The sequence below is a fragment of the Methylobacterium sp. A52T genome (assembly GCF_053346095.1).
This window is the reverse complement of sequence record NZ_JBKFBI010000098.1, coordinates 1-21997: the sequence shown is the minus strand read 5'-3', so window position 1 is coordinate 21997 and position 21997 is coordinate 1. Positions and strand designations below refer to the sequence as shown.

General features: G+C 73.7%; 27 protein-coding genes. 16 read left to right on the top strand and 11 right to left on the bottom strand.

Annotation, left to right across the window (positions count from 1 at the left end; genetic code table 11):
* Both ACLBYE_RS21040 and ACLBYE_RS21035 read right to left on the bottom strand, forming a co-directional pair.
* A partial coding sequence (locus tag ACLBYE_RS21040) for a DUF5682 family protein (protein ID WP_447695643.1) occupies window positions 1-1080 on the bottom strand: 1080 nt, incomplete at its 3' end.
* An 8-nt stretch (window positions 1081-1088) separates the two neighbouring features.
* Window positions 1089-2198 carry an ATP-binding protein gene (locus tag ACLBYE_RS21035; protein WP_020095097.1) on the bottom strand — a complete coding sequence of 370 codons (1110 nt, stop codon included), beginning with the start codon at window positions 2196-2198 and terminating at the stop codon, window positions 1089-1091.
* 613 nt (window positions 2199-2811) lie between these two features.
* On the opposite strand from ACLBYE_RS21035, the gene ACLBYE_RS21030 reads away from it, so the two are divergent.
* The 3 genes from ACLBYE_RS21030 to ACLBYE_RS21020 all read left to right on the top strand — a co-directional run bounded on the left by ACLBYE_RS21030 (window position 2812) and on the right by ACLBYE_RS21020 (window position 3688).
* The gene (locus ACLBYE_RS21030; RefSeq protein WP_447695642.1) at window positions 2812-3108 is read left to right on the top strand and encodes a hypothetical protein; all 297 of its coding nucleotides are present in this window, start codon (window positions 2812-2814) and stop codon (window positions 3106-3108) included.
* 129 nt (window positions 3109-3237) lie between these two features.
* A complete protein-coding gene (locus ACLBYE_RS21025) occupies window positions 3238-3450 on the top strand; it encodes a TOBE domain-containing protein (protein ID WP_354456007.1) in 213 nt (70 codons plus the stop codon).
* Window positions 3451-3544: 94 nt separating this feature from the next.
* Complete coding sequence (locus ACLBYE_RS21020; RefSeq protein WP_447695641.1) at window positions 3545-3688, top strand: hypothetical protein; 144 nt, start codon at window positions 3545-3547, stop codon at window positions 3686-3688.
* Between the two features lie 45 nt (window positions 3689-3733).
* On the opposite strand, the gene ACLBYE_RS21015 is transcribed toward ACLBYE_RS21020, so the two are convergent.
* The 5 genes from ACLBYE_RS21015 to ACLBYE_RS20995 form a co-directional block, all read right to left on the bottom strand.
* A complete protein-coding gene (locus ACLBYE_RS21015) occupies window positions 3734-6973 on the bottom strand; it encodes an efflux RND transporter permease subunit (protein WP_447695640.1) in 3240 nt (1079 codons plus the stop codon).
* 11 nt (window positions 6974-6984) lie between these two features.
* Complete coding sequence (locus ACLBYE_RS21010) at window positions 6985-8373, bottom strand: efflux RND transporter periplasmic adaptor subunit (RefSeq protein ID WP_447695639.1); 1389 nt, start codon at window positions 8371-8373, stop codon at window positions 6985-6987.
* 134 nt (window positions 8374-8507) lie between these two features.
* The gene (locus tag ACLBYE_RS21005) at window positions 8508-8879 is read right to left on the bottom strand and encodes a hypothetical protein (RefSeq protein WP_447695638.1); all 372 of its coding nucleotides are present in this window, start codon (window positions 8877-8879) and stop codon (window positions 8508-8510) included.
* 63 nt (window positions 8880-8942) lie between these two features.
* The gene (locus tag ACLBYE_RS21000; protein WP_447695637.1) at window positions 8943-9983 is read right to left on the bottom strand and encodes an AraC-like ligand-binding domain-containing protein; all 1041 of its coding nucleotides are present in this window, start codon (window positions 9981-9983) and stop codon (window positions 8943-8945) included.
* A 265-nt stretch (window positions 9984-10248) separates the two neighbouring features.
* On the bottom strand, window positions 10249-10428 hold the full coding sequence (locus ACLBYE_RS20995) for a hypothetical protein (protein ID WP_020095106.1): 180 nt from the start codon (window positions 10426-10428) through the stop codon (window positions 10249-10251).
* 208 nt (window positions 10429-10636) lie between these two features.
* Here ACLBYE_RS20995 and ACLBYE_RS20990 point away from each other — a divergent pair, with 208 nt between their 5' ends.
* The 4 genes from ACLBYE_RS20990 to ACLBYE_RS20975 all read left to right on the top strand — a co-directional run bounded on the left by ACLBYE_RS20990 (window position 10637) and on the right by ACLBYE_RS20975 (window position 12238).
* Window positions 10637-10813, top strand: a complete 177-nt coding sequence (locus ACLBYE_RS20990) for a hypothetical protein (RefSeq protein ID WP_020095107.1) — start codon at window positions 10637-10639, stop codon at window positions 10811-10813.
* A 36-nt stretch (window positions 10814-10849) separates the two neighbouring features.
* On the top strand, window positions 10850-11092 hold the full coding sequence (locus ACLBYE_RS20985; RefSeq protein ID WP_056530693.1) for a hypothetical protein: 243 nt from the start codon (window positions 10850-10852) through the stop codon (window positions 11090-11092).
* Between the two features lie 173 nt (window positions 11093-11265).
* A complete protein-coding gene (locus tag ACLBYE_RS20980; protein WP_042671492.1) occupies window positions 11266-11640 on the top strand; it encodes a hypothetical protein in 375 nt (124 codons plus the stop codon).
* A 337-nt stretch (window positions 11641-11977) separates the two neighbouring features.
* Window positions 11978-12238 carry a hypothetical protein gene (locus ACLBYE_RS20975; protein WP_091681441.1) on the top strand — a complete coding sequence of 87 codons (261 nt, stop codon included), beginning with the start codon at window positions 11978-11980 and terminating at the stop codon, window positions 12236-12238.
* Between the two features lie 19 nt (window positions 12239-12257).
* On the opposite strand, the gene ACLBYE_RS20970 is transcribed toward ACLBYE_RS20975, so the two are convergent.
* Window positions 12258-12437 (bottom strand): hypothetical protein, encoded by a 180-nt coding sequence (locus tag ACLBYE_RS20970; RefSeq protein WP_020095111.1) that lies wholly within the window; start codon window positions 12435-12437, stop codon window positions 12258-12260.
* Between the two features lie 222 nt (window positions 12438-12659).
* Window positions 12660-13142 carry a DUF2721 domain-containing protein gene (locus ACLBYE_RS20965; protein ID WP_447695636.1) on the bottom strand — a complete coding sequence of 161 codons (483 nt, stop codon included), beginning with the start codon at window positions 13140-13142 and terminating at the stop codon, window positions 12660-12662.
* A 1009-nt stretch (window positions 13143-14151) separates the two neighbouring features.
* Between ACLBYE_RS20965 and ACLBYE_RS20960 the strand changes: the two genes are divergently transcribed.
* Entirely contained in the window at window positions 14152-14982 is an 831-nt protein-coding gene (locus ACLBYE_RS20960; protein ID WP_447695635.1) for an outer membrane protein, read from the top strand.
* Between the two features lie 203 nt (window positions 14983-15185).
* On the opposite strand, the gene ACLBYE_RS20955 is transcribed toward ACLBYE_RS20960, so the two are convergent.
* Window positions 15186-15767 carry a hypothetical protein gene (locus ACLBYE_RS20955; RefSeq protein ID WP_331326821.1) on the bottom strand — a complete coding sequence of 194 codons (582 nt, stop codon included), beginning with the start codon at window positions 15765-15767 and terminating at the stop codon, window positions 15186-15188.
* Between the two features lie 192 nt (window positions 15768-15959).
* Here ACLBYE_RS20955 and ACLBYE_RS20950 point away from each other — a divergent pair, with 192 nt between their 5' ends.
* The 8 genes from ACLBYE_RS20950 (at window position 15960) to ACLBYE_RS20915 (ending at window position 20753) form a co-directional block, all read left to right on the top strand.
* Entirely contained in the window at window positions 15960-16175 is a 216-nt protein-coding gene (locus tag ACLBYE_RS20950; protein ID WP_447695634.1) for a hypothetical protein, read from the top strand.
* A 41-nt stretch (window positions 16176-16216) separates the two neighbouring features.
* Window positions 16217-17221 (top strand): SDR family oxidoreductase, encoded by a 1005-nt coding sequence (locus tag ACLBYE_RS20945; protein WP_447695633.1) that lies wholly within the window; start codon window positions 16217-16219, stop codon window positions 17219-17221.
* A gap of 156 nt (window positions 17222-17377) precedes the next feature.
* Complete coding sequence (locus tag ACLBYE_RS20940; protein WP_042675167.1) at window positions 17378-17644, top strand: GCG_CRPN prefix-to-repeats domain-containing protein; 267 nt, start codon at window positions 17378-17380, stop codon at window positions 17642-17644.
* 194 nt (window positions 17645-17838) lie between these two features.
* Window positions 17839-18066, top strand: a complete 228-nt coding sequence (locus ACLBYE_RS20935) for a hypothetical protein (protein ID WP_244603250.1) — start codon at window positions 17839-17841, stop codon at window positions 18064-18066.
* Between the two features lie 177 nt (window positions 18067-18243).
* Complete coding sequence (locus ACLBYE_RS20930; protein WP_020095120.1) at window positions 18244-18786, top strand: sigma-70 family RNA polymerase sigma factor; 543 nt, start codon at window positions 18244-18246, stop codon at window positions 18784-18786.
* Window positions 18783-19625, top strand: a complete 843-nt coding sequence (locus ACLBYE_RS20925) for an anti-sigma factor family protein (RefSeq protein ID WP_447695632.1) — start codon at window positions 18783-18785, stop codon at window positions 19623-19625. Before ACLBYE_RS20930 ends, ACLBYE_RS20925 begins: the two co-directional genes overlap by 4 nt.
* Before the next feature lie 70 nt (window positions 19626-19695).
* The gene (locus tag ACLBYE_RS20920; protein WP_056530718.1) at window positions 19696-20388 is read left to right on the top strand and encodes a helix-turn-helix transcriptional regulator; all 693 of its coding nucleotides are present in this window, start codon (window positions 19696-19698) and stop codon (window positions 20386-20388) included.
* Window positions 20389-20525: 137 nt separating this feature from the next.
* Window positions 20526-20753, top strand: coding sequence for a DUF1127 domain-containing protein (locus ACLBYE_RS20915; protein ID WP_447695631.1), 228 nt, complete (start codon window positions 20526-20528; stop codon window positions 20751-20753).
* Window positions 20754-20813: 60 nt separating this feature from the next.
* Here the strand turns inward: ACLBYE_RS20915 and ACLBYE_RS20910 are convergent, their stop codons facing one another.
* The gene (locus ACLBYE_RS20910; RefSeq protein ID WP_447695630.1) at window positions 20814-21833 is read right to left on the bottom strand and encodes a zinc-dependent alcohol dehydrogenase family protein; all 1020 of its coding nucleotides are present in this window, start codon (window positions 21831-21833) and stop codon (window positions 20814-20816) included.
* Window positions 21834-21997: the final 164 nt, after the last annotated feature.

The following is a 21997-nucleotide window of genomic DNA, read 5'->3' as shown; positions in this document are numbered from 1 at the left end:
CATCGCGGCGAGCGCCGGGTGGCCGGGCGCGGCGCGGCCGGCCGCCCAGGCGGGCGGGCGGTCGAGGGCGTCCTTCACCAGCGCCGCGAGGGCCGCGTCGATCAGGTCGGCGCGCAGGATCGCGGGATGGGCGCGCAGCCGGGCGAGGGCCTCGGCGTGGACCCGCCAGGCGACGCGGTCGGCGGTGGAGACGACCTGCCCGGCCTCGCGCAGGGCCGCGGTGATCGCCGTCATCGCCCAGTCGGCCGCGGGGGCGAGGCCCGACTCGGCCACGCGCTCGTAGTAGCCCGGCGCCGGCATGCCGGCCGCGTAGCCCGAGAACCGGTCGAGCCGGGGATAGGCGTAGGGCACCACGTAGCTGCCGGTGCGCAGGTCCGGCTCCGGCGGCGCCGGCTCGGGCCGGGTCCCGTCCGCTCCCGCGGCGTGGCGCCGGACGGCGTCCGCGTGCCAGCCGCCGCAGACGAGGACGACCGGCCGGTCGCCGGCCGCCCGCAGGGCGTGGGCCGCGTAGGCGCCCATGAAGCGCTCGCGGGCCTCCTCGGCGGGATCGTCCGTGCCGGGCGGGCGCAGCAGGGCGAAGTAGCGGTCGAGCCGGGCCGGCAGCTCCGCCTCGGGCGCCGCCTCGGCGAGGACGTCCCAGAGGGCGTCCTGGTCGGCGACGCCGAGGGCGGCGGCGAGGGCCCGCTCGGCCGCCTCGGCCCGCGCCCCGTGCGGGTCGGCGTAGCGGTTGGCGCGGCGTCCGAAGGCCGGGTCCCAGGCCGGCAGGTCGCAGAACAGCGTCTCGGCACCCACCGCCCGGCCCGCCTCCAGGGCCTGCCATTCCGGCGAGAAGGCGCAGAACGGCGTGTAGGAGGCGGCGCTGCCCGCCGCGTCGGCCCGGAACGAGAAGATCGCCACCGGCAGGTCGTGGCCGAGGGCGAGGTCGGGCAGGTGCGGGTTGAAGTCGACCGGCCCCTCGATCAGCACGCAGGCCGGCCGCAGCGCCGTGATCGTCCGCCGGACGAGCCCGGCGCAGGCCGGGGAATGGTGGCGCACGCCGATGACGGTCAGGCGGCCGGGATCCGGCGCGGGACCGCTCATTGCGGGGTTCATTGCGGGGTGAGGAGGTGCCGCGCCGCGTAGAACTCCCGCCACGCCGCGCCGGAGCGGCGGCTGACGCGCTGGTCGAGGTAGCGGCGCAGGCGGGCGAGGTCCTCGGCGTCGTCCTTGGCGGCGGTGCCGGCGAGGCAGGCGACGATGTCCTCCGGCCGGCCGGCATCGCCGCGCAGGAAATGGCCCTTCACGCCGATGGCGTGGGCGACGCTGACCGCCTCCGCGGTGCTCATCACGGACGAGAGCCGCTCCATGCCGGTCCCCTCCGTGTCCACGGCCTCGCGCAGCTCCCGGAAGCAGGTCACGAGGAGTTCGAGCACCTCCGGATCCGGGGCGCGGGGCACGCCGGAGCGGGCCAGCAGGGCGGTGGCCTCGCGCTGCACCAGGGCGAGCTCGGCGTCGAGATCGGCGATCGGGAAGACGGTCTCGAAGCCGAACCGGCGCTTGAGGGCCGCCGACATCTCGTTGACGCCCCGGTCGCGGGTATTGGCCGTGGCGATCAGGTTGAACCCCTCCCGGGCGTAGACCATCCCGTCCGCGCCGGTGAGTTCGGGCACCGCGAGCACCCGGTCGGACAGGACCGAGAGCAGGCTGTCCTGCACCTCCAGCGGGCAGCGGGTCAGCTCCTCGAAGCGGACGATCCGCCCCTCGCTGAGGCCGGTATGGAGGGCGCCCGGCACCAGGGCGCGCGGACTCGGCCCCTCGGCGACGAGCAGCGCGTAGTTCCAGCCGTAGCGGATCTGGTCCTCGGTCAGCGACGCGCCGCCCTGGATCGTCAGGGTCGAGCGCCCGCTGATTGCGGCGGCGAGGAGCTCCGAGAGCAGGCTCTTGGCGGTCCCGGGCTCGCCGATCAGCAGCAGGGCGCGGGAGGTCGCCAGGGTGACCATGGCCCGCTCCACGAGCGCCGGGGCGCAGACCACCTTGGCGGGCGTCGCGCCGTCGCCGCAGATGAAGCGCCGGACGGCCTGGAGCGAGAGCTGCCAGCCCGGCGGCCGCGGCGCCGGATCCTCGGCGCGCAGGCGCGCGAGTTCCGCGGCGTGGACGTCCTCGGCCGGGGGTCTCTGACGCGCCTCGCGATCACCGCCCGCCCGCACCGCCTTCGCCATGCACCCGTCCCCTGCCGTCGCGCCGACCCTGTCGGCGACTCCTGCGATCGGCAGAGCATGCCCCGGCACGCGCGGGTTTCTCAAGCGTCTCCGCGCATCTCCAAGCATCGGCCACCGGACCGGGGTCCGGCACCGCCCGGGGCGCGACGGATCGGGCGTAGTCTCGAAGAAAGCCTACATCGACACCAAGCACAGCATCAGGATCGCGATCTCGAAGACGATCCAGCTGCCGAAGACGACGACCAGCTCCCAGTCGGTTCTCTCTCTGGTCTTGGCCAAAGCGTACATGTTCGACCTCCTCGCGGAGCCCGATAGGCCGCAAGCGAATTCAGTCACCACGATGGAATGCAACGCGTCCGAATATTCAAACAGATTCTGCCGCGGATTGCAATTGTGCGCGGCGGCTCAACTCCGTACATAAATCAATACATTGCCTCGCGGAACGGGCTCGCGTCCCGTCTTCGATGCAGAAATATCGCATCGCAGCAAGTATTGTCCCGCAACCCCGGCGCCCGCGCCGGTCCGGTCGCGGCGGCGTGAACGGGATCCGTCCGGCCGCGTTGCCCCGGTACGTCCGGAGAGGCGGCCTGGGGAAGCGCTTGAGGATTCGCACATGAAGACGCTGATCAGCCTGACCATCGCCGGCCTCCTGGCGACAGGCGCGGCCGCCACGGCCGCGGAGAATACCGGGACCCGCATGCAGGGTTCGCCCAACGCGGCCGGCTACACGGGCCAGGGCGCGACGGGCCAGGGCGCGACGGGCAAAGGCGAGACGACGGGCACGACGACCGGATCTCCGGGCTCGGAGATGCCGAAGCAGGACGGCCGGATGAAGGGGCCGCCGAACGCGGCCGGATTCCAGCCCGGCGGCAGCGATGGCGGCTCGGCCGGAGCCTCCGGCCGTCGCTGATCCGGCCCTGCCCGGGGCCGCTGCCCGGCGGTCTCCAGGCCGGGGACCCGGCGTCGTGATTGATGCCGAGGCCCCGGCCGCGATAGGCCTGGACGGCGGCCGAACCGGCTGCGCAACCCGGAAGCTCCCATGAAACACGGCGCGCGCAACGACATCCCCGCCACGGTGACGGCGATCAAGCGCGGGGACGTGATGGCCCAGGTCGAGGTGGAACTGGTCGGCACCGCCTACCGCATGGCCTCGGTCATGACGGTCGACTCGCTGGAGGAGCTGGGCCTCCGAGAGGGCGACACCGTCCACGTGCTCGCCAAGGCGGTGAACGTGCTGCTGGTGAAGCCGTAGCGGCCTGCGCGGCCGGCATACCGCCGTCATCCCGTCGTCATCCGGCCGGCCTAGGGCGGCGCCTCCCGCCCACCCGACCGGCTGCTCTCACCCGATGGATTGGTTCGACCTGCCCGAAGACCCCCAGCCGCCGTCGGCCGCCGACGAGAGCCGGATGCGGCTCTACATCGCCGCGGGGCTGATCGGCATCGGCGCCCTCGGCATGGTCGGCGGGATGCTGCACATCCTCCCCGCCTGACGACCGTCCCGCCCGGCGACGGGCGCGGTCGCGGCGCGGGCACCGTCAGGCCGCGCGATCCGCCACCGGCTCCGTCGTGGGCGCGGCGCGGTCGGCCGGACCGGCGCGCCCGAACCGCGCGTAGAGCGCCGGCAGCACCACCAGGGTCAGCAGGGTCGCGCTGATCAGGCCGCCGATCACCACGGTGGCCAGCGGCCGCTGCACCTCGGCGCCGGTGCCGGTGGCGAGCGCCATCGGCACGAAGCCCAGGGAGGCGACCAGCGCGGTCATCGCCACCGGCCGCAGCCGGGTGAGAGCGCCCTCGCGGATCGCCGCCAGCAGCGGCCGGCCCGCGGCGACGAGCTGCTTGATGAAGGTCAGCATCACGAGGCCGTTGAGCACCGCCACCCCCGAGAGCGCGATGAACCCGACCGCGGCCGGCACCGACAGCGGCATCTCCCGCAGCCACAGGGCCGCGATGCCGCCGGTGAGCGCCAGCGGCACCGCGCTGAACACCAGGAGCGCGTCCCGCGCGCTGCCCAGCGCCGAGGTGAGCAGCAGGAAGATCAGGAAGAAGCACACCGGCACCACCACGGCGAGCCGCGCCTGGGCCGAGGCGAGGTTCTCGAACTGGCCGCCCCAGGTGACGGAGGCGCCCGGCGGCAGGGTCACCTGCGCGGCGACCTTCGCCTGCGCCTCCGCCACGAGCGAGCCGATGTCGCGGCCGCGGACATTGGCGGTGACCACGACCCGGCGCCGGCCGTTCTCGCGGCTGATCTGGTTCGGCCCCTCGCTCACCGAGAACTGCGCCACCTGCCGCAGGAGCACGGAGGCGGCCCGGCCGTTCGGCCCCGGGGGCAGGGGGACCGGCAGGTTCTCCAGGGCCTCCCGGTCCTCGCGGACTTGGTCGGTCAGGCGCACGACGATCGGCACGCGCCGGTCGCCCTCGAACACGACCCCGGCGTCCCGGCCGCCCATGGCGGCGCCGATCACGTCCTGGATCGCCCCGGTGCTGAGGCCGAGCCGGGCCGCCTCGGTCCGGTCGATCTTGATCTCGAAGACCGGCAGGCCGGTGATCTGCTCGACCTTCACGTCGTCGGCGCCCGGGATCCCGCGCAGGATCGCGGCGATCCTGTTGGCGGTCTCCAGCATCGGCTCGAAGGCGTCGCCGAACACCTTCACGGCGAGGTCGCCCCGTGTCCCGGCGAGCAGCTCGTTGAAGCGCAGCTGGATCGGCTGCGAGAACTCGTAGACGTTGCCGGCGAGCTCGCTCAGGGACGCCTCGATCCGCTCCTGCAGTTCGGCCTTCGACAGGCCCGGGTCGGGCCAGTCCGCCTGCGGCTTGAGCATCACGAAGGTGTCGGAGGAGTTCGGCGGCATCGGGTCGGTGGCGACCTCGGCGGTGCCGGTCTTCGAGAACACGTAGGCGACCTGCGGGAACTTGGCGATCGCCCGCTCCACCTTGAGCTGCATCGCCTGCGACTGGGTGAGGGAGGTGGACGGGATCCGCGTGGCGTTGAGGGCGATGCTCTTCTCGTCGAGCTGCGGGATGAACTCGGTCCCGAGCCGGGTGGCGAGCAGCCCGGCGCCCGCGAGGAGGAGCAGCGCCGCCCCGACGAACGGGGCGGGCGCCCGGATCGCCGCCGCGAGGACGGGCCGGTAGAGCGCCTTCAGGCCCCGGACGAGGGGGTTCTCGGCCTCGGTGACCCGGCCGGTCAGCGCGATGGCGATCAGGGCCGGCACGAAGGTCAGCGACAGCACGAAGGCCGCCGCCAGGGCGAGGATGACGGTCAGCGCCATCGGCTGGAACATCTTGCCCTCGACCCCCGTGAAGGTCAGGAGCGGAACGTAGACCAGCATGATGATCGCCTGCCCGTAGAGGGACGGCGCGATCATCTCCTCGGCCGAGTCCCGCACCGTCTCCAGGCGCTCCTCCAGCACGAGCGGCCGCCCGAGAGCGTGCTGCCGCTCGGCGAGGTGGCGGAGCGCGTTCTCGGTGATGATCACCGCCCCGTCGACGATGAGCCCGAAATCCAGCGCCCCGAGGCTCATCAGGTTCGCCGAGATCCTCCCCTCGACCATGCCGGTCACGGTCATCAGCATGGCGGCCGGGATGACCAGCGCGGCGATCAGCGCAGCCCTGATGTTGCCGAGCAGCAGGAACAGGACGACGATCACGAGGGCCGCGCCCTCGGCGAGGTTCCTGCCCACCGTGCGGATCGTGGCCTCGACGAGCTGCGTCCGGTCGAGGACGGTCTGGACGACGATGCCGGGGGGCAGGGCCCGCCGGATCTGGTCCATGCGGGCGTCGACGGCGGCCGCCACCGTGCGGCTGTTCTCGCCGATCCGCATCAGGGCGGTGCCGATGACGGTCTCCTGCCCGTTCTCGCTCGCCGAGCCGGTGCGCAGGTCGCGCCCGATCCGCACCGTGGCAACGTCGCGGATCCGCACCGGCACGCCGCCGCGGCTCGCCACGACGACGTCGGCGATCGCCTCCGGGCTCTCCAGGCGGCCGGCGGCGCGCACGACGTAGCTCTCGCCGTTATCCTCCAGGTAGCGGGCGCCCTGGTTGGCGTTGTTGGCCTGGAGCGCACGGGCGACGTCCGCGAAGGACAGGTCGAGGGCGGTGAGCTTCGTGGGGTCCGGCTGGACGTGGTACTGCTTCTCGAAGCCGCCGATCCCGTCGACGCCGGCGACGCCCGGGACGGACTTGATCTGCGGCCGCACGATCCAGTCCTGCACCGTGCGCAGGTAGGCGACCTGCTCCAGCTCCGTCCTGAGCGCCTGGCCCTCCGGGGTCCGGTAGCTCCCGTCCGGCTGCCAGCCCGGCCGGCCCGCCGGCACGGCCGCGCGCTCAGGCAGCGGCGCGTACTGGACCGACCACATGTAGATCTCGCCGAGCCCCGTGGAGATCGGGCCCATCCGCGGCTCGACCCCGGAGGGCAGCTCCTCCCGCACCTGGGCGATGCGCTCGGCGACCTGCTGGCGGGCGAAGTAGATGTCGAGGGACTCGGCGAAGACCGCGGTGATCTGCGAGAAGCCGTTGCGCGAGAGCGAGCGGGTGTACTCGAGGCCCTTGATGCCGGCGAGCGCCGTCTCGACCGGGTAGGTGACCTGCCGCTCGACGTCGGCCGGCGACAGGGACGGGGCCAGGGTGTTGATCTGGACCTGGTTGTTGGTGATGTCGGGCACGGCGTCGATGGGCAGCCGCGTGAGCGCGGCGGCGCCGAAGGCCGAGGCCAGCAACACGAGGAGCAGCACCAGCCAGCGCTGGCGGACCGAGACGGCGAGGATGCGGCTGATCATCGTCCGTCTCCTCAGTGGGCGTGGCCGGCGTCGGCCTTGCCGAGCTCGGCCTTCAGCAGGAACGCGTTGCCGACCGCGATCTCGGCGCCGGGCTCGAGCCCGGCGGTGACCTCGTAGGCCTCGTCGTCGGAGCGGCCGAGGGTGACCGGCCGCTTCTCGAACCCCTCGGCCGTGCGCGCGAAGACGACGCTCCGGCCCTCGACGGTCTGGACCGCCGCCTTGGGGATCCGGACCGGGACCGAATCCTGCGCGATCTCGACCTCGGCGGTCACGAAGGTGCCGGGCCGCCACGCGAAGTCGGGGTTCGGCAGGGCGACCACCACCCGGGCCGAGCGCGTGTCGGGGTTGAGGAAGGGGCTGACGAAGATCACGCGGCCCTCCGCCCGGCGCTCCGTCTCGCCCGTCCGGCCGGGCGTGACCGTCACGCGGGCGCCTTCCCGCACCTGGGCGAGGTCGACAGTCGGCACCGACAGCTCGATCCAGACCGTGGAGAGGTCCGCCACCGTGTAGAGGTCGGCCGGATCGCCCTCCTTGCCGACCGCCGTGCCGACATCGACCTTGCGCTCGACGATGCGGCCGGCGAGGGGCGACCGCAGGGGGTAGCGGCGCAGCGTCGACTGGTTCGGGGTGGCCTCGTCGCGCTTCTGGGCGGCCGCCACCTCGGCGGCGTCGAGGCCGAGCGCCGACAGCTTCTGGCGGGCGAGGTCGACCCGGAGCCGGTTCTCCAGATAGGCGGCCCGGGCGGTCTCGAACGCGGCCTCGGAGGCGCTGCGCGAGGCGAGCAGCTTCTGCTGGCGCTCGAAGTTGATCGTCTGCAGCTCGGCCTGAACCTGGGCAGTGAGGTACTCGCTCTTGGCGTCGGCGACCTCGCGGCTGTCGAGGATGGCGACGACCTCGTTCGCCTGCACGGCGTCGCCGAGGCGCTTGCGCATCTCCGCCACGGTCCCGACCACCCGGGCCGGGACCCGGGCGATCCGGTCGGTGTCGGGCGTGATCGTGCCGGGGACGAGGAGGTGGCGCGCCAGCGTGCCGCCCTCCACTCTGCGCGTGACGATGTCCTGGCCGGCGACCTGATCGGGCCGCATCCGGATCGTGCCCGCCTCGTGAGGCTCGTCGGCGCCGTGCGCGTCGCCGTGCTCGTTGCCGTGGTCGTGCGCGTGGTCGTGGTCGTGGCCGGCGTGATCGTCGCCCGCGTGCAGGTCGGGCGCGGCTTTGGGCCGGTCCGGTGCGGCCGCCGCGTAGCGCTGATCGTGGTCGTCGGCCGGGGCGCGGGCGAGCCCGACGGACGCCAGGGTCTGCCGGAGAAGGTCGGGCAGGGTCGGGACGGCGGGGGCGGCGCCGAGGGCGAAGCCGGCGGCCAGGAGTGCCGCGGCGGCGGCCACGGACAGGATGATGCGCATGGGAAAGCTGCTCGGCCGGGAGGGCGGGGTGCCGCGCGCGGCGGTCCCGGAGGGTCCCGTTCAGGTGTCGCGTGGGGGTGAACCCGGAGCCGGTTCGGCATCCGGGCGAAGCGCCGCCCGCGGGCGGCGTCAGCTCACGCGCGCGGAGGCCGCGGCAGGCGGTCGGGACTGACGGAGGGGCGGCCCTGGGCGAGGGCGCCCGGCAGCACCCGGCCCGGAGCGGCCGGGGGCGCGATCTCGGTGGCCTCCAGGCGGGCCGCCTGATGGCAGCCGCAATGGAGATGCTCCGAGAGGCCAGGATCGACGGTCGTGGGCGCCGCCGGCGCGTCGAGGGCCGGGCCCTGGACCCGGTCGTGGTGGCCGCCCGCGTGGAAGGCGAGATCCGCCGCGAGGCCGACGCCCGGAGCGGCGACGGTCAGCGCCAGGACGAGCGCGAGCGCGCGGGCGGCGAGCGCCCACCAGCCCCGCGCCCCGGCCGGGCGCCTATGCCGAACCCCGAAGGTCATCGCGGCCCTTATGATCCATCCGAGGCCGGGGGCACAAGGTCCGGGGTGCCGGCCCCGGACCCCTCAGGCCGCCAGCTTGAGGACCCACTGGTAGAAGTCGGCCCAGGTCTCGGCCTGGGCCGGCGGCTCCGCGGCCGGGAACCGGTCGGGCTCGGCCGCGGCCCGGTCGCGGACGTCCCGGGGGGCGCAGCCGAACTCCGCGCGGAAGGCCTGGGTGAAATGCGCGGGGCTCTCGAAGCGCCAGCGATACGCCACCTCGGAGATGCGGGCGAAGCGCCCGTCGCCGGTGGCGAGGTCGCGGTAGGCGCGGGCGAGCCGGCGCTGCCGGACGTAGCCGGAGACCCCCCCGAGGGGGACGAACAGCCGGTAGAGGGCGCTCCGCGAGACGCCGAACCGCCGCCCGATCGTCTCGGCGGACAGGTCCGCGGAGGCCAGCTCGGCCTCGATGAAGCGCCGGATCGCGACGAGCAGAGGCGCCCGCTCGGGCGGCTGCGTGCCCCTTCCGTCCTCCGGCAGGCCCAGGGTCGCCGCGCCGAGCAGCGCGGCCGTGGCCTCGGCCGCCGCCGCGGCCTCCGGCTCCGAGAACCCGGTCGCATGCGCGCTCAGGGAGTGCAGGTGGTCGCTGAGCATCCGGCCGAACGGGGTCGCGCCCCGGATCACCGAGCCGTGCAGGGCGTCGAGGCCGCTCTGCCGGGATCCGAAGAGCGGGCGCGGCAGCACCACCGTGATGGCCTCGTAGTCCGTGGAGGCGGCGGAGAGCGGCTGCGACAGGTCGAACAGGCAGATGTCGCCGGGGGCGCAGTCCCGCTCCCGGCCGCCGATCGTGACCCGGGACTGCCCGGAGACGCGCATGTGGGCGACGATGTGGTCGACGCCCATCCGGGCGGTCAGGGCTCGCGCGCGCACGAACCGGAGCCCGGAGGCGCGGGCGCTGCAGACGATCGCGGTGCCGAGGTGACGGACCCGGGACTGCCCGCGGAAATCGGGCAGGTCCTCCCGGCGGATCGTGAAATCCCAGAACGGCGCGACGGCGTCGCGCCAGTCGTCGGCCTGACGATGACCCGGGCTCTCGCCCCTGAGCTGCAGGATCGGTTTCGGTCGCATCGCCCGTGTTAGTCCTGACCGAGCGCAGCCCGGTCACGCCGACAATATGGCGATTCTGTCTGCCCAGAAAAGTGGCACTCCGTTCCAATCACCGGACTCCGCGCCGTGCTCCGTCCCGGCGCGGTCGGCGAGAGGCCGGCAAGGGGCCGGCAAGGGGCCGGCAAGGGGCCGTGAAACAGAACGTCCCGCAGGCCGGGTGGCCGCGGGACGGTGAGTTGCACGGTTGTGAGGATCGAGGGCTTCGACCCTTATGGTTAACCGGCGGTTACCGGCCGCTCGGGGCCGCGCCGCTGCCGGTGGCGCCGTTGCCGGTGCTGTTGTCGCCCGCGGGGGCGCCGGGAGACGAGGTGTTGCCGTTGGGCGTGCTCTGCGCGGCGGCCATCCCGGCGCTGCCGGCAACGAGGGCGAGGGCGAGCAGGGCGGACTGAACGGTGCGGCTGGTCATGGCTCTCCTTGGATCCCGAGCGGGGTCTCGACGCGGGTCGTCGCCGTGCCGGCTTGTGCCGGCGTCGGCTGGAGAACCGCACCCCGGCGGCGCCCGTTCCCGCCGGGGCCGGGCCGGCGCGAATCGGCCGCAGCGCGCCCGCCACGGTTCGTCGGGAACACCCGCGAGTCCCCCCGGCTTGTCCGAGGGTCGAGACCGGGAGCGTGGCGTGAAGGTGTTCCGGATCATGCAGGCGGCGACCGGCGCGATTCTCTGGAGCGGCGCGGCGCTCGATCCGATGGCCGCCCTCGACGCGATGGCGCGCGCCGCCGGCTTCCGCGACCGCACGCGGATCCCGAACCACCTGCGGGCCGGCGGCCTCCACGTCGAGGAACTGCAGGCCTGATCCCGCCGCGCCGGCGGACGAGTCCGGAGGGAGACCATGACCAAGCTGTTCATCGCGCAGGTGCGCGACGCGGGCGGCGAGCGGCCGCTCGTGACGGTCCGGGCTGAGGCCGAGGGCGAGGCGCGCCTGTTCCTGGCGGCCGCCTATCCGGACGCCGAGATCGCCCACGTCGCCGAGCCCGGCGACTGGACGAGCGACGCCGATACCGGATCCCGGGCCGGTGACATCCGCGAGCATCCCGGCGTCGCGTGGCAGGCCCCGTCCAGCCTGGCGGACTGAGGCGCGTCCGCCGGGCCGCGGTGCCCGTCCCGGCCGCCGGGGCCGGTACGTACCGGGAGAACCTGAGGAGAACTTGGGGAGAACCTGGGAATAGCCTGGGGAGAATCCGGCGGTGTCGACAATTCAAGCGATCCCGTTCACGCGTCCCTAGGGCTCCGCACCGACGGTGGTGCATGCGTTCCGCCGATCCGACACCGCGCCTGTTCGCGGCCGCGGCCGCCCTCACCGGCACCGGGATCCTGATGTGCCGGACCGAGCCGTCCTGGGACGGGATCCTGATCGGCCTGTTCTGCCTCGGGCTCTGGGCCCTCGGCACCTTCGGCACCCTCGCGGCACGGCCTGGCCGACCGGTGCGTTCCGCGCCGCGGATGCGGCCCATCGTGCTGGAGGCAGTCGTCGTCGAGACGCCCCGGTTCCCGCCGGAGCTGCTGCCCGCGCCCCGGCCCCCCGCGGCCCGGGACCGTGCCCTGGCGGGCCCCTCCCGCCTGCCGGAGCTCCCGTCGCACCGGCAGCGCGTGGTCGAGCGCTACACCCGCAGGCGCGGTTGAGCGCGGTGAGGTGGCCGACCACACCGCGAGGGCGTCGCGACGGCCGACCGGCGCGACGCCCTCGTGGGCGATCCGGAGACGATCCCGGACGCCGACGACGCGGCGGGCGAGGCGGCCTGACGGAGCCAGGGCGGCGTCCGACCGCCGGGCGATGCCCGTCCGCGCGGGATGTTGGGGGCGAGCGCGAGAGGCGCCGCGCGGGCTCGCCCGCGAGCCGGACCGATCTGGTATGGATCGCGCTCGACGCGTCGTACCGAGAGAGGCCGGCGCCCGGGATGCTTGCGCCACGCCCGTTCCGGCGGCGCGCGGGTCCCGTGACCGGACGGGAGATCGCCACATGGCCACGCCCGAGACCCAGGCGCCCTACCGGCTGCAGTGCATGATCCATCGGGAAAGCGCCGGCGGCATCATCATCCACGACGAGCAGATTCCCGGGCCCCTCGTGGAGGCGGCGGTCGCCGCCGCCAAGGCCCGCTTCGCGGAGCTGCGCGCCGGCCGCGCGGGCTCGGCGGCCCTACGGGATTCCGCCGGGCGGGTGGTCTGGTCGGCCCGGCAGGACGCCGCGACGCCCGGCACCGGGGGATCGGCAGCCCGGTAGGCTTCGGACCGACGCGCCGTCAGGTGAGGTGGCGCGGCTCCAGATCGATCACGGGGCCGCCCACGTCGAAGAACTCGTCCTCGTACGGGAGCGCCTCGTCCAGCTCCTCGGCCTCGCGCCGCCCGAACGGGATGACCGCGGACAGGATCCCGAGGCAGAGCGCGCCGGCAACGAAGGCAATCAGGATCGCGATGCTCATGACGGAACACTCGGGCGTCGCCGGCGGCGGAGTCGGGCCACCGCGAGACTAAGGCCCGGCTCGCGCACGCCGCAACCGAAATCACCGCCCGTTCGCTCCGGATCGCCCAGCCCGCACAGCGGGCGCGGCCGCAGCGCGCGGCACGGGCTCGCCCCGCGAACTCCGGAAGACCGGGAGGCCGCCCCCGGTCGCGGAGCGCGTCCGGGCGATCCGGGACGGGCCTCACCGCGGCGTCGAAACCTGATCCTGCTGCCGGTCGACCGCGTCGCGGACGCCGCGGCCGGCCAAGAGGATCTCGGTCATGAACGCCGCGATCGCCGCCACGGTGCAGACCAGCGCCGCTCCGAAGCAGGCGAACAGGACGGACGCGGTCGCCGCGTCGCGCAGCGCGCCGACGAACAGCGTGAGCACGGCCAGACCGATCAGGCCGCCCGCCAGCGAGGCCAGGACCACCGCCACGTCCAGCACGAAGGAGCGCCGCCGCAGGAAGGTCAGCCGGCGGGCGAGGCGGCCGGCCTCGGCTTCCGTCGCCCGGGCGGCCTCCGCCGAGAGGCTGTCGACCTTGTCGGAGATCCGGCCGAGGCGGGTCGAGAACACGTTGAGCAGCGTCGCCAGCGCCGACAGCAGGAAGGCGGGCGCGAGCGCCACCTGGATGATGTGGGCGATGCTGTCGGGCTCGGTCGCGCTGAGAGAGAAGCCGAACATCGGCGGGCTACGCGGGCGGACGCGTCGCGCCCCGCCTCCGCCGGCCGCCGGGACGGACGGCGGCGCGGCTCCGGACCGGGCGGATCACCACAGGAGGCCCTCCGCCTGCAGCCCGGCCACGAGCAGGCACAGCGCCGAGAGGAACGCCACCGCGAGATACGGGGCCGGCGTGTCGGTCATCGAGGCCTCCCGGCCGGCGCGGGGCCGACATCCCCGATCCCGGTCCGGGCCCGGAGGGCCGGCATCGAAGGCAGCGCGACGGGGTGCATGCGCGTCTCCTGAAATCTCCACCGACGACGAGGCCGGCAGATAGGGCCTGCGGCGCGCCGGAAAAGCCGCGGCCGCCGCGCCGCCCCGGCGCGGCAGCGCCTTCTCCACAGGCCGGGAGACCGGCGCCGCGCCGCCGCCGATCCCCCGCGAGATCTGCCGGTTCCGAGGAGATCGATCCGGCCGCGGCCGCGCGCCAAACCCCGGCGATGCGCGATCAAGACTCGGGCCAGTCGGGCGGCCGGTTTCATCTGTGCAGATCCGCGGCCGGACGCGCGAGTGGTGCCCGCACAGAGGCGCGATGGCGTCCGAAAGCCCCGCAATACGGGACGGGATCGCGCGAGATATGCGGCGCCGCCCGCGCCCGCGCGCCGGGGGATGCGCGGGCACCACCCGTAAATTAATGTTAACCGCTCGCGGGATCGCGATCGGGCTTGCGGGCCGCCGACCGGTAGGATTTATTAAACCTCGAAGCTTCCTGGTTGGTCCTGGGAACGTTCACCGACAAACTGAAGCCCCGTCCGCTGAAGCGCGACGGGGCATTTTGTTTCTGGAAACATTCGGATACCGAAGTTCTTCTCGGGCTAGACCAGTCGATTTCGCGATGTGCTCCAGCGCACCCGGCTGTTTCGGGGTCAAAGACCCGATTCCGAGCTGTTGCAGCGATGCACTATCGCCCCGGCACGTCCTGGCGTTCTGTCCGCCCCGCACACATCCCGCCCAACGGGAGACAGAGGACCAGATGATCAAGAAGCTTCTGCTCGCGAGCGCCGCCACGGCTCTCCTGACCGGCGCCGCCTCGGCCGCCGACCTTCCGCGCCGCGCCGCCCCGCCGCCGGTGTTCACCCCCATCCCGGTCTTCACCTGGACCGGCGCCTACTTCGGTATCAACGCCGGCTACGCCTTCGACGCCAGCAGCAACAACACCAACAGCTTCGGCGTGCCCGCCCCCTACGGCAACGGCACAACCGCCTTCTTCAGCCAGCGCAACCAGGAAGGCTTCACCGGCGGTGGCCAGGTCGGATACAACTTCCAGTTCACTCCGGGCTCCGGCATCGTCGTCGGTGTCGAGGCCGACGCCCAGTACCTCGACTTCGGCCGCAGCCGGAACAACGCCTTCCTCGTCGGTCCGCTGGCCCCCGGCTACTACGTCACCGACCCGCGCGGCCTCTCCAGCCTCGACTTCTTCGGCACCGTGCGCGGCCGCATCGGCTACGCCTTCGACCGCGTCCTCGTGTACGGCACCGGCGGCTTCGCCTACGGCTCCGGCAGCGCCGACCGCTCCTTCGGCGGCTTCGCCGGCAACGACAGCTTCCGCACCGGCTACGCGGTCGGCGGCGGCATCGAGTACGCCCTGCCCACCGACTCGTTCCTGAACTTCTTCCGTTCGAACGCCGTGACGCTCAAGGTCGAAGGCCTGTACGTCAACCTCGACCGCAACACCCGCAACCAGGGTGCGTTCGTCATCAACGCCGCCAACAACTTCCCGGTGGTGTACAACAACATCGGCCGCCGCGACGACGAGTTCGCCGTCATCCGCGCCGGCCTGAACTACAAGTTCGGCTCGTACTAAGATCCACCCGCGATAGCGCCCCCCGCGACGCGGGGGGCTGCGTCCCGCTCACTGGGACGGCGCGCGGGCCTCTGGACAGGCCGCATCCCCTCTCGACCTGAGCATCCCCAGCCCGATCAAACTGGCCGCTTGAGCCGAGGAGCGTCCCGGGAGCCATTCCCGGGACGTCTTGCGTCGGGGGCGAGGGCCCGCCGCGGCGCGCCTCAGGCGTGGACCGCGTGCTCGAGCTGCGCCTTCGACATCCGCGACCGGCCGGGCACATTCTGCGCCCGGGCCTTGCGCATCAGCGCGGCCTTGGTCGTTTCCGCCTTGCCGGACGCCTTGGCGGCAGACTTGCCGGTCGTCTTGCCGGACGCCTTGCCTTTTCCGGACGCCTTGGTGGACTTGCCGTCCTCGCGCGCCGCGGCGGCCTTCTCGGCGGCGGCCTTCGGCTGCTTCGAGAACTGCTTGCCCTTCCGGGTATCGGCGCGCTTCTTGGCCGTGCTGGCGGCGTATTCCGTGTCGGTCAGGCTCTCGCGGGCCTTCTTGGGCAGGTAGCGCTCGCCGGTCTTACCGCTCTCTTTGCCAGACTTCGTGCCCCACTCCTCGTCGGTCCATTGCTGGAGATGGTTGTCGGCCGACTTCTTGCCGGCGTAGCCGCCGCCCTCCTTCTTGTATTCAGCGGTCGCGATCTGCGCCTTGCGCGCCGACCACTGGCCGGGCTTACCGCCCTTCTCGGACTTCGTGACCTGCGTCTTGACCTTGTCCCACAGTTTCGGGTCGGTCTTCTTGGCGGTTCCTGACATCGGCACCTCGTGAAAAAGATTTGGCAGACAACACGGGCCCCGCGGCCGTGTTCCTGCGGCGCGTTCGCCCGGCCCGCACCCTCCCGCATCTCCACCCGCGCAGCGTCCGCCGTCGCGGCCGGGGCCGCCGGATACGCCGGCCGCCTGACGGGTTGGCCCTCAGGGGATCAGGCCCATCGCGAGGGATGCAGCATGGCGGACACGCCGGACGACACCCAGGCCGAGCGGATGCCGCACGGCGAGCCGGAGCGCGCGGGCCTAGCCGACAGCCCCCGCGACACCGCAACCGGCACGGTCAGGCCGCAGGACGGCCCGATGGAGCGGGCCGGCACCGAGAAGGAGGAGGCGCGCCAGGGCGGGACCAGCCTCGGCGCGGAGCGCGACCGGACGGGCGGAGGCCGGGGCTGAGCACCGCCATCGAGACAGCACGCGAGAGAGGAAGACGCAGCATGCAGATCCGGCACAAGCCCCTGCGCGAGCAGGTGATCGTCATCACCGGCGCCTCCAGCGGGATCGGCCTCGCCACGGCCCGGGCGGCCGCCCGCCGCGGCGCCCGCGTCGTGCTGGCGGCTCGGAACGGCGCCGCCCTCGACGACATCGTCCGCGACATCCAGGAGCGCGGCGGCGAGGCCCGGGCCGTCGTGACCGACGTGTCCCGCCGCGAGGATGTCGAGGCGCTGGCCGCAGAGACCGTGCGCGCCTACGGCGGCTTCGACACCTGGGTCAACAATGCCGGTCTCTCGATCTTCGGCCGCCTCGAGGAGGTTTCGGACGAAGACCATCGCCGGCTGTTCGACGTCAATTTCTGGGGGATCGTCTACGGCTCGACGGTGGCGCTGCAGCACCTGAAGCGGACCGGCGGCGCGCTGATCAACCTGGGCTCCGTCGCCTCCGACCTCGCCTTGCCGATCCAGGGCATGTACTCCGCCTCCAAGCACGCGATCAAAGGCTTCACGGACGCGCTCCGGATGGAGCTCCAAGAGGAGGGCGCCCCGGTCTCGGTGACGCTCATCAAGCCGGCCTCGATCGACACGCCGTTCCCGAAGCATGCCCGGAACTACATGGCGCAGGCGCCCAAGCTGCCGCCGCCGGTCTACGACCCTGCCGACGTCGCCGACGCGATCCTGTACGCCGCGGAGCACGGGCCCCGCGACCTCTACGTCGGCGGCGGCGGCAAGCTGATGAGCGCGCTGCGCAAGCGGGTCCCCGCGGCGACCGACTGGATGGGCGCCCAGGTGATGTCGCGGAGCCAGACGGCGGGCGCGGCCGGCAAGCGGCGGGACGGCGCCCTCCACGCGGCCGGCCGCGACGGGGCCGTGCGGGGCGGCTCGCCCCACCACGTCATGCGCAGCGCCTACACCCGGGCCTCGATCAACCCGGTCCTGACCGGGATCCTGCTGGCGGGGGCCACCGCGGCCGCGGCCTCGCTGCTCGGCCGCGCCGACCGCCGCTAGAGCCCCGCCGCGGCGCCCGCCCCCGCGCGGGCGCCGGCCGGACTGTTTGTTTCTAGACGATGATGGCGGAGGTCAGCCGACATTCAGGGCCGATGACCATTCTGACCGGGTCTTGCGCCGGGCCGACCGGCGCGGAACCGAACAGAAGGTCTGATGATGATGCACGTGAAGATGATCGCGGCCGCCGCGGCTGTCGTCGGCGGCCTCGGCTTGGCCTCCGCCGGCGCGGCGCCCCTGGCGCCCGCCGGCGCCGATACGCTCACCGGCCCCGCCGCGGTCAGCACCGTGGCGTTCGGCTGCGGCCCCGGCTGGGCGCCCGGCCCGTACGGGCGCTGCCGGCCGATGTACCGGCGGCCGCGCTTCTACGGCCCGCGCTGCTTCTTCCGTCCGACCCCGTGGGGACCACGGCGCGTCTGCCGCTAAGGTCGCGCAGGCACGCGTCCCGACGCGCGGGTCCGGCGCCGAACCGTGGCCCGACCCGCGGGTTGATCCAGGGGCAGGTCCCGTCTCCGAGAAGGCGGGGCCTGCCCCTTTCCCGTTGGCGGTGATGCGGGCCGGCAGCGCCGGGGATGCCACGACCGGGACCGCGGACGGTCCCGCTCCGGTTGGACATGGCCATGGCCCAGGATCAGAGCGGCGGCGCGAACCCCTCGGCGGCGGAACGGGCGGCGGCCGAGCGCGTCGCCCGCAAGCGCCTCGGTCCGGACGGCTGCCCGGAACCGGCACCCGACCGGCGATCGCCGTCCGGACAGGACCGCGGGAGCGAGGCCGCGGCGCCGGACCGCCGGGCGCCTCCGGGGCGGCCGGTCGCGACGCGCCACCGGCCCGAGAGGCTTCCCGAGTAGCGCCCCGAGTAGCGCCCCGAGTAGCGCCCCGAACATTCGCGTGCCCGGACGCGGGAATAAAGCCCGCCGCCGCCCGGTTCCCGATTGTGTGGCACAAGGCTGCAGGCAGGAGCACGAGGGCAGGGACCCCATGGCTTCGCAGGCTCTCGACGGGGCGGGCCCGGCCCGGCCGCCGACATGACGACCCTGGCGCGCGCGCGCTTCAGCCAGCTCGTTCTCCCGCGCCTGGACGAGGGCTACCGGCTCGCGCACTGGCTCACCGGCAACGCCACCGACGCCGAGGACGTGATGCAGGAGGCGTGTCTGCGCGCCTACCGGGCGATCGAGGGGTTCGCCGAGGGCAATGCCCGGGCGTGGTTCCTGACCATCGTCCGCAACACCGGCTATTCCTGGCTGCAGCGGCACCGGCCGCGGGCGGTGGTCTTCGCCGACGACCTCGCCCCCGAGGCCCGCGCCGAGCTGGAGATCGGGGGCGCCCTGACCGAGGTCCCGGAGACGCCCGAGGCGACCCTCATCGCCCGCGACGACGCGGGGCAGCTCGCCCGGGCGGTCGAGGCCCTGCCGGTGGCCTTCCGCGAGGCGCTGGTCCTGCGCGAGTACCACGGCCTCAGCTACCGGGAGATCGCCACGGTGACGGGGGTCCCGATCGGGACCGTGATGTCGCGCCTCGGCCGCGCGCGGCAGCACCTGCTTGCACGGCTCGCGAAGGACGGGCGATGACCGACGACGAGACCCTCCTGCTCCTCAGCGCCTACGCGGACGGCGAGCTGTCGCCCGGCGAAGTCCTGGCCATGGAGCGCCGTCTCGCGGCGGATCCCGACGCGCGGGCCCTGGCGGAACGCCTCCGCGACCTCTCGGCCACCCTGCGCGGGCCCCTCGCGGGGCCGCCCGCCCCGGAATCCCTGCGGGCGCGCGTGATCGAGCAGATCGGCTTCACCGACCCGCCCCCGTCGCGCGGCCGCCTCGGAGGCCCGCTCGGGACCCGGCTCGGGTCCTGGGTCGGGACCTGGGTCGAGGCCTGGCTCGAATCCTGGCGCAGATCCCGGCAGGCGCTGGCCGCGACGCTGCTCGTCGGCCTCGTCGGCGGGGCCGCGCTCGGCGGCGGGATCGTCTATCTCGACCGCCCCGACGGCGCCCCGGATACCGGCGCGGCCGTGCTCGCCGGCCATCTCCGCGGCCTCGCGGCACCCCAGCCCTTCGACGTCGCCTCCTCGGACCGGCACGTGGTGAAGCCCTGGTTCAACGGCCGGACCACCCTCGCGCCCGAGGCCCCCGACCTGTCCGACAAGGGCTTCCCGCTGGTCGGCGGCCGGGTCGACATCGTCGGCGGAACCCCCGTGCCGACCCTGGTCTATCGCCGCGACAGGCACGTCATCAGCGTCACGGTGGTCCCCGCCGCCGACGGCCCCGGCGCCGGCGAGGAGCGGCGCGACGGGTCCACGATCGAGCGCTGGCGCCTCGGCGACCTCACCTACTGGGCGGTCTCGGACCTCAACCGGCGCGACCTGCGCGCCTTCGCCGACCTGTTCCAGTCCCGGACCGGGGGCCCGCCGGGATGAGGCGGGAATAAGGGACGCCAGTTTCGGGTTATTACTGATATCGTGATGTCGATCCGGCGAGGATCCCAGCGTGATCAGTCAATCCCACCTGCACACCCGCAGAGCCGAAACGATATCCGGGATCGGCTCCGCCCAGGAGCGGCGGGTTCAGGCCGGCGGCACCCCGGCCTTCCCGGACCCGACCCTCGTGGAGGCGGCGCTCCATCTCCTGGCGGAGCATCTCGAGCAGGGGCTGGCGGTGGCCGACCGGTACGGGCGGGCCCATTTCCTGAACCGCGCGGCGCAGGCCTTCGTCGCGCGCGGCCTCCTGTGCCTGGAGCACGGCGGCCTGCGTGGCGCGACGCCCGAGGACAGCGCGGGGCTGCGCCGGGTCATCGCCCGCTGCGCCGCGGGCCATCGCGGCGGCTCGGTGCGATTGGAGGGCGCGGGCGGGACGCTCCTGGTCGCCGCCTCGGCGATTCCCGGGACGCTCGGCCCGATCGGCGAGGGCGCGGTTCTCCTGCGTCTCACCGACCCCGGGACCCCGCGCCTGCCGGATCCCGGCATTCTCCAGGACCAGTTCGGCTTCACGCCCGCGGAGGCGGCCCTGGCCGTCGACATCCTGGCCGGGAACGACCTCGCGGCGAGCGCGACGCGCCGCCGGATCACCCGGAACACGGCGCGCGTGCACCTGCGCCACCTGTTCGAGAAGACGGGGACGCGCCGCCAAGCCGAGCTGGTGCGCCTGCTCCTGCTCTGCCCGCAGCCGATCGCGGACGCCTAGCGCACTCCGGCAAAAATATTCGCGCCGCGCGCCACCCTTAATCCGAACGGAGGATGCGCATACTTTGCATTGAAGCGAGGCTGATCCGGCCGATCGTGGACAAACCACGGATCTTTCGGCGCAACGGAGGCTGGATCATGATCCTCTCGTTCCTGAAATCTGCCCGAAAGAACCGCATCGCGGCGCGAAATCTTCGCATTCTCTCGGCCCTCGACGACGAGATGCTGAGCGACATCGGCCTCGACCGACGCACACTCCGCACGTTCTGCGAGAACGGCTGCGCGCACGTGCCGCCGCCGCCGAGCCAAGCCGAGGCGCCCCGGGCCCTGATGATGCCCGGTGGGCTCGGGATCGCCTTCCGCTGAACGCACGCCGCGCCGCCCGCCGCACCGCCCGCCGCATCGCCTCGGGTCCGGCCGGACCGCTCAGATCTCGACGCAGATCTTGCCGAAGTGGCGGTTGCTCTTCTGGTGGCGGAACGCCGCGACGAGGTCGTCGAGGGGGAAGCGGCGGTCGATGACCGGCCGCAGCCCGCAAGCGTCGATGCCGCGGATCATCTCGATCTGGTGGCGCCGGCTGCCGACCAGCACGCCCTGCAGCCGGATCTGCTTTAGCAGCGCCGGCACCAGCGGCAGCTCGCCCGCGATCCCCGAGAGGATGCCGATCACAGAGACGTGGCCGGCGACCCGCGCGGCGGCCATGGACTGCTCCAGCGTCGCCGGGCCGCCGACGTCGAGGACGTGGTCGACGCCGCGCCCGTCGGTCAGGCGCCGCGCGGTCTCGCCCCAGGCCGGGTCGGTGCGGTAGTTGATGACGTGGTCGGCGCCGAGCCCGCGCAGGCGCTCCAGCTTGTCGTCGCTGGAGGAGGTGGCGATCACCGTGGCCCCCGCCGCCTTGGCGAATTGCAGGCCGAACAGCGACACGCCGCCGGTGCCCTGCACCAGCACCACGTCGCCGCTCTTCAGGCCGGCATCGGCGTGCAGCGCCCGCCACGCGGTGAGCGCGGCGGTGGTGAGCGTCGCCGCCTCGGCGTGGTCCCAGCCCCGCGGGGCGCGGGTGAAGGCGGTGGCGGGCGCGGTGACGCCCCCGCGGGCGTAGCCGTCGACCCCGTCGCCCGGCACGGTGGCGAAGCCCTCGACGCGCGGCGCGCCCTCCAGCCAAGTCGGGAAGAACGTGCTGACCACCCGATCGCCCACGGCGAACTCGGTCACGCCCGGCCCCACGGCCTCGACCTCGCCGGCCCCGTCGGACATCGGGATGCGCGGCTCGCTCGGGCCCCACATCCCGCTGACCACCGCGTAGTCGTGGTAGTTGAGGGAACTCGCCCGCAGGCGGACGGTGATCGCGCCGGGCCCGGGCTCCGGCACGGGCCGCTCGCCGAAGGTCACCGCGTCGAAGCCCCCGCCGGGCTGGACGATGACGGCCCGGGCTGTCGATCCGGTCATGGCGCACCTGTCGCTCCGCGGCCTCGGCCGCCGGGAGGCGGACACTGGCAGGCCTGGCGCGCGCCGTCGAGACGACGGGGCCGGGCCGTCCCGTCGCGGGGCGGGCGGCCCGCGCCGCGCGCCCGCAACCCCGTCCCGCCCGCGCCGCCCTTGCCGCTGCGCCG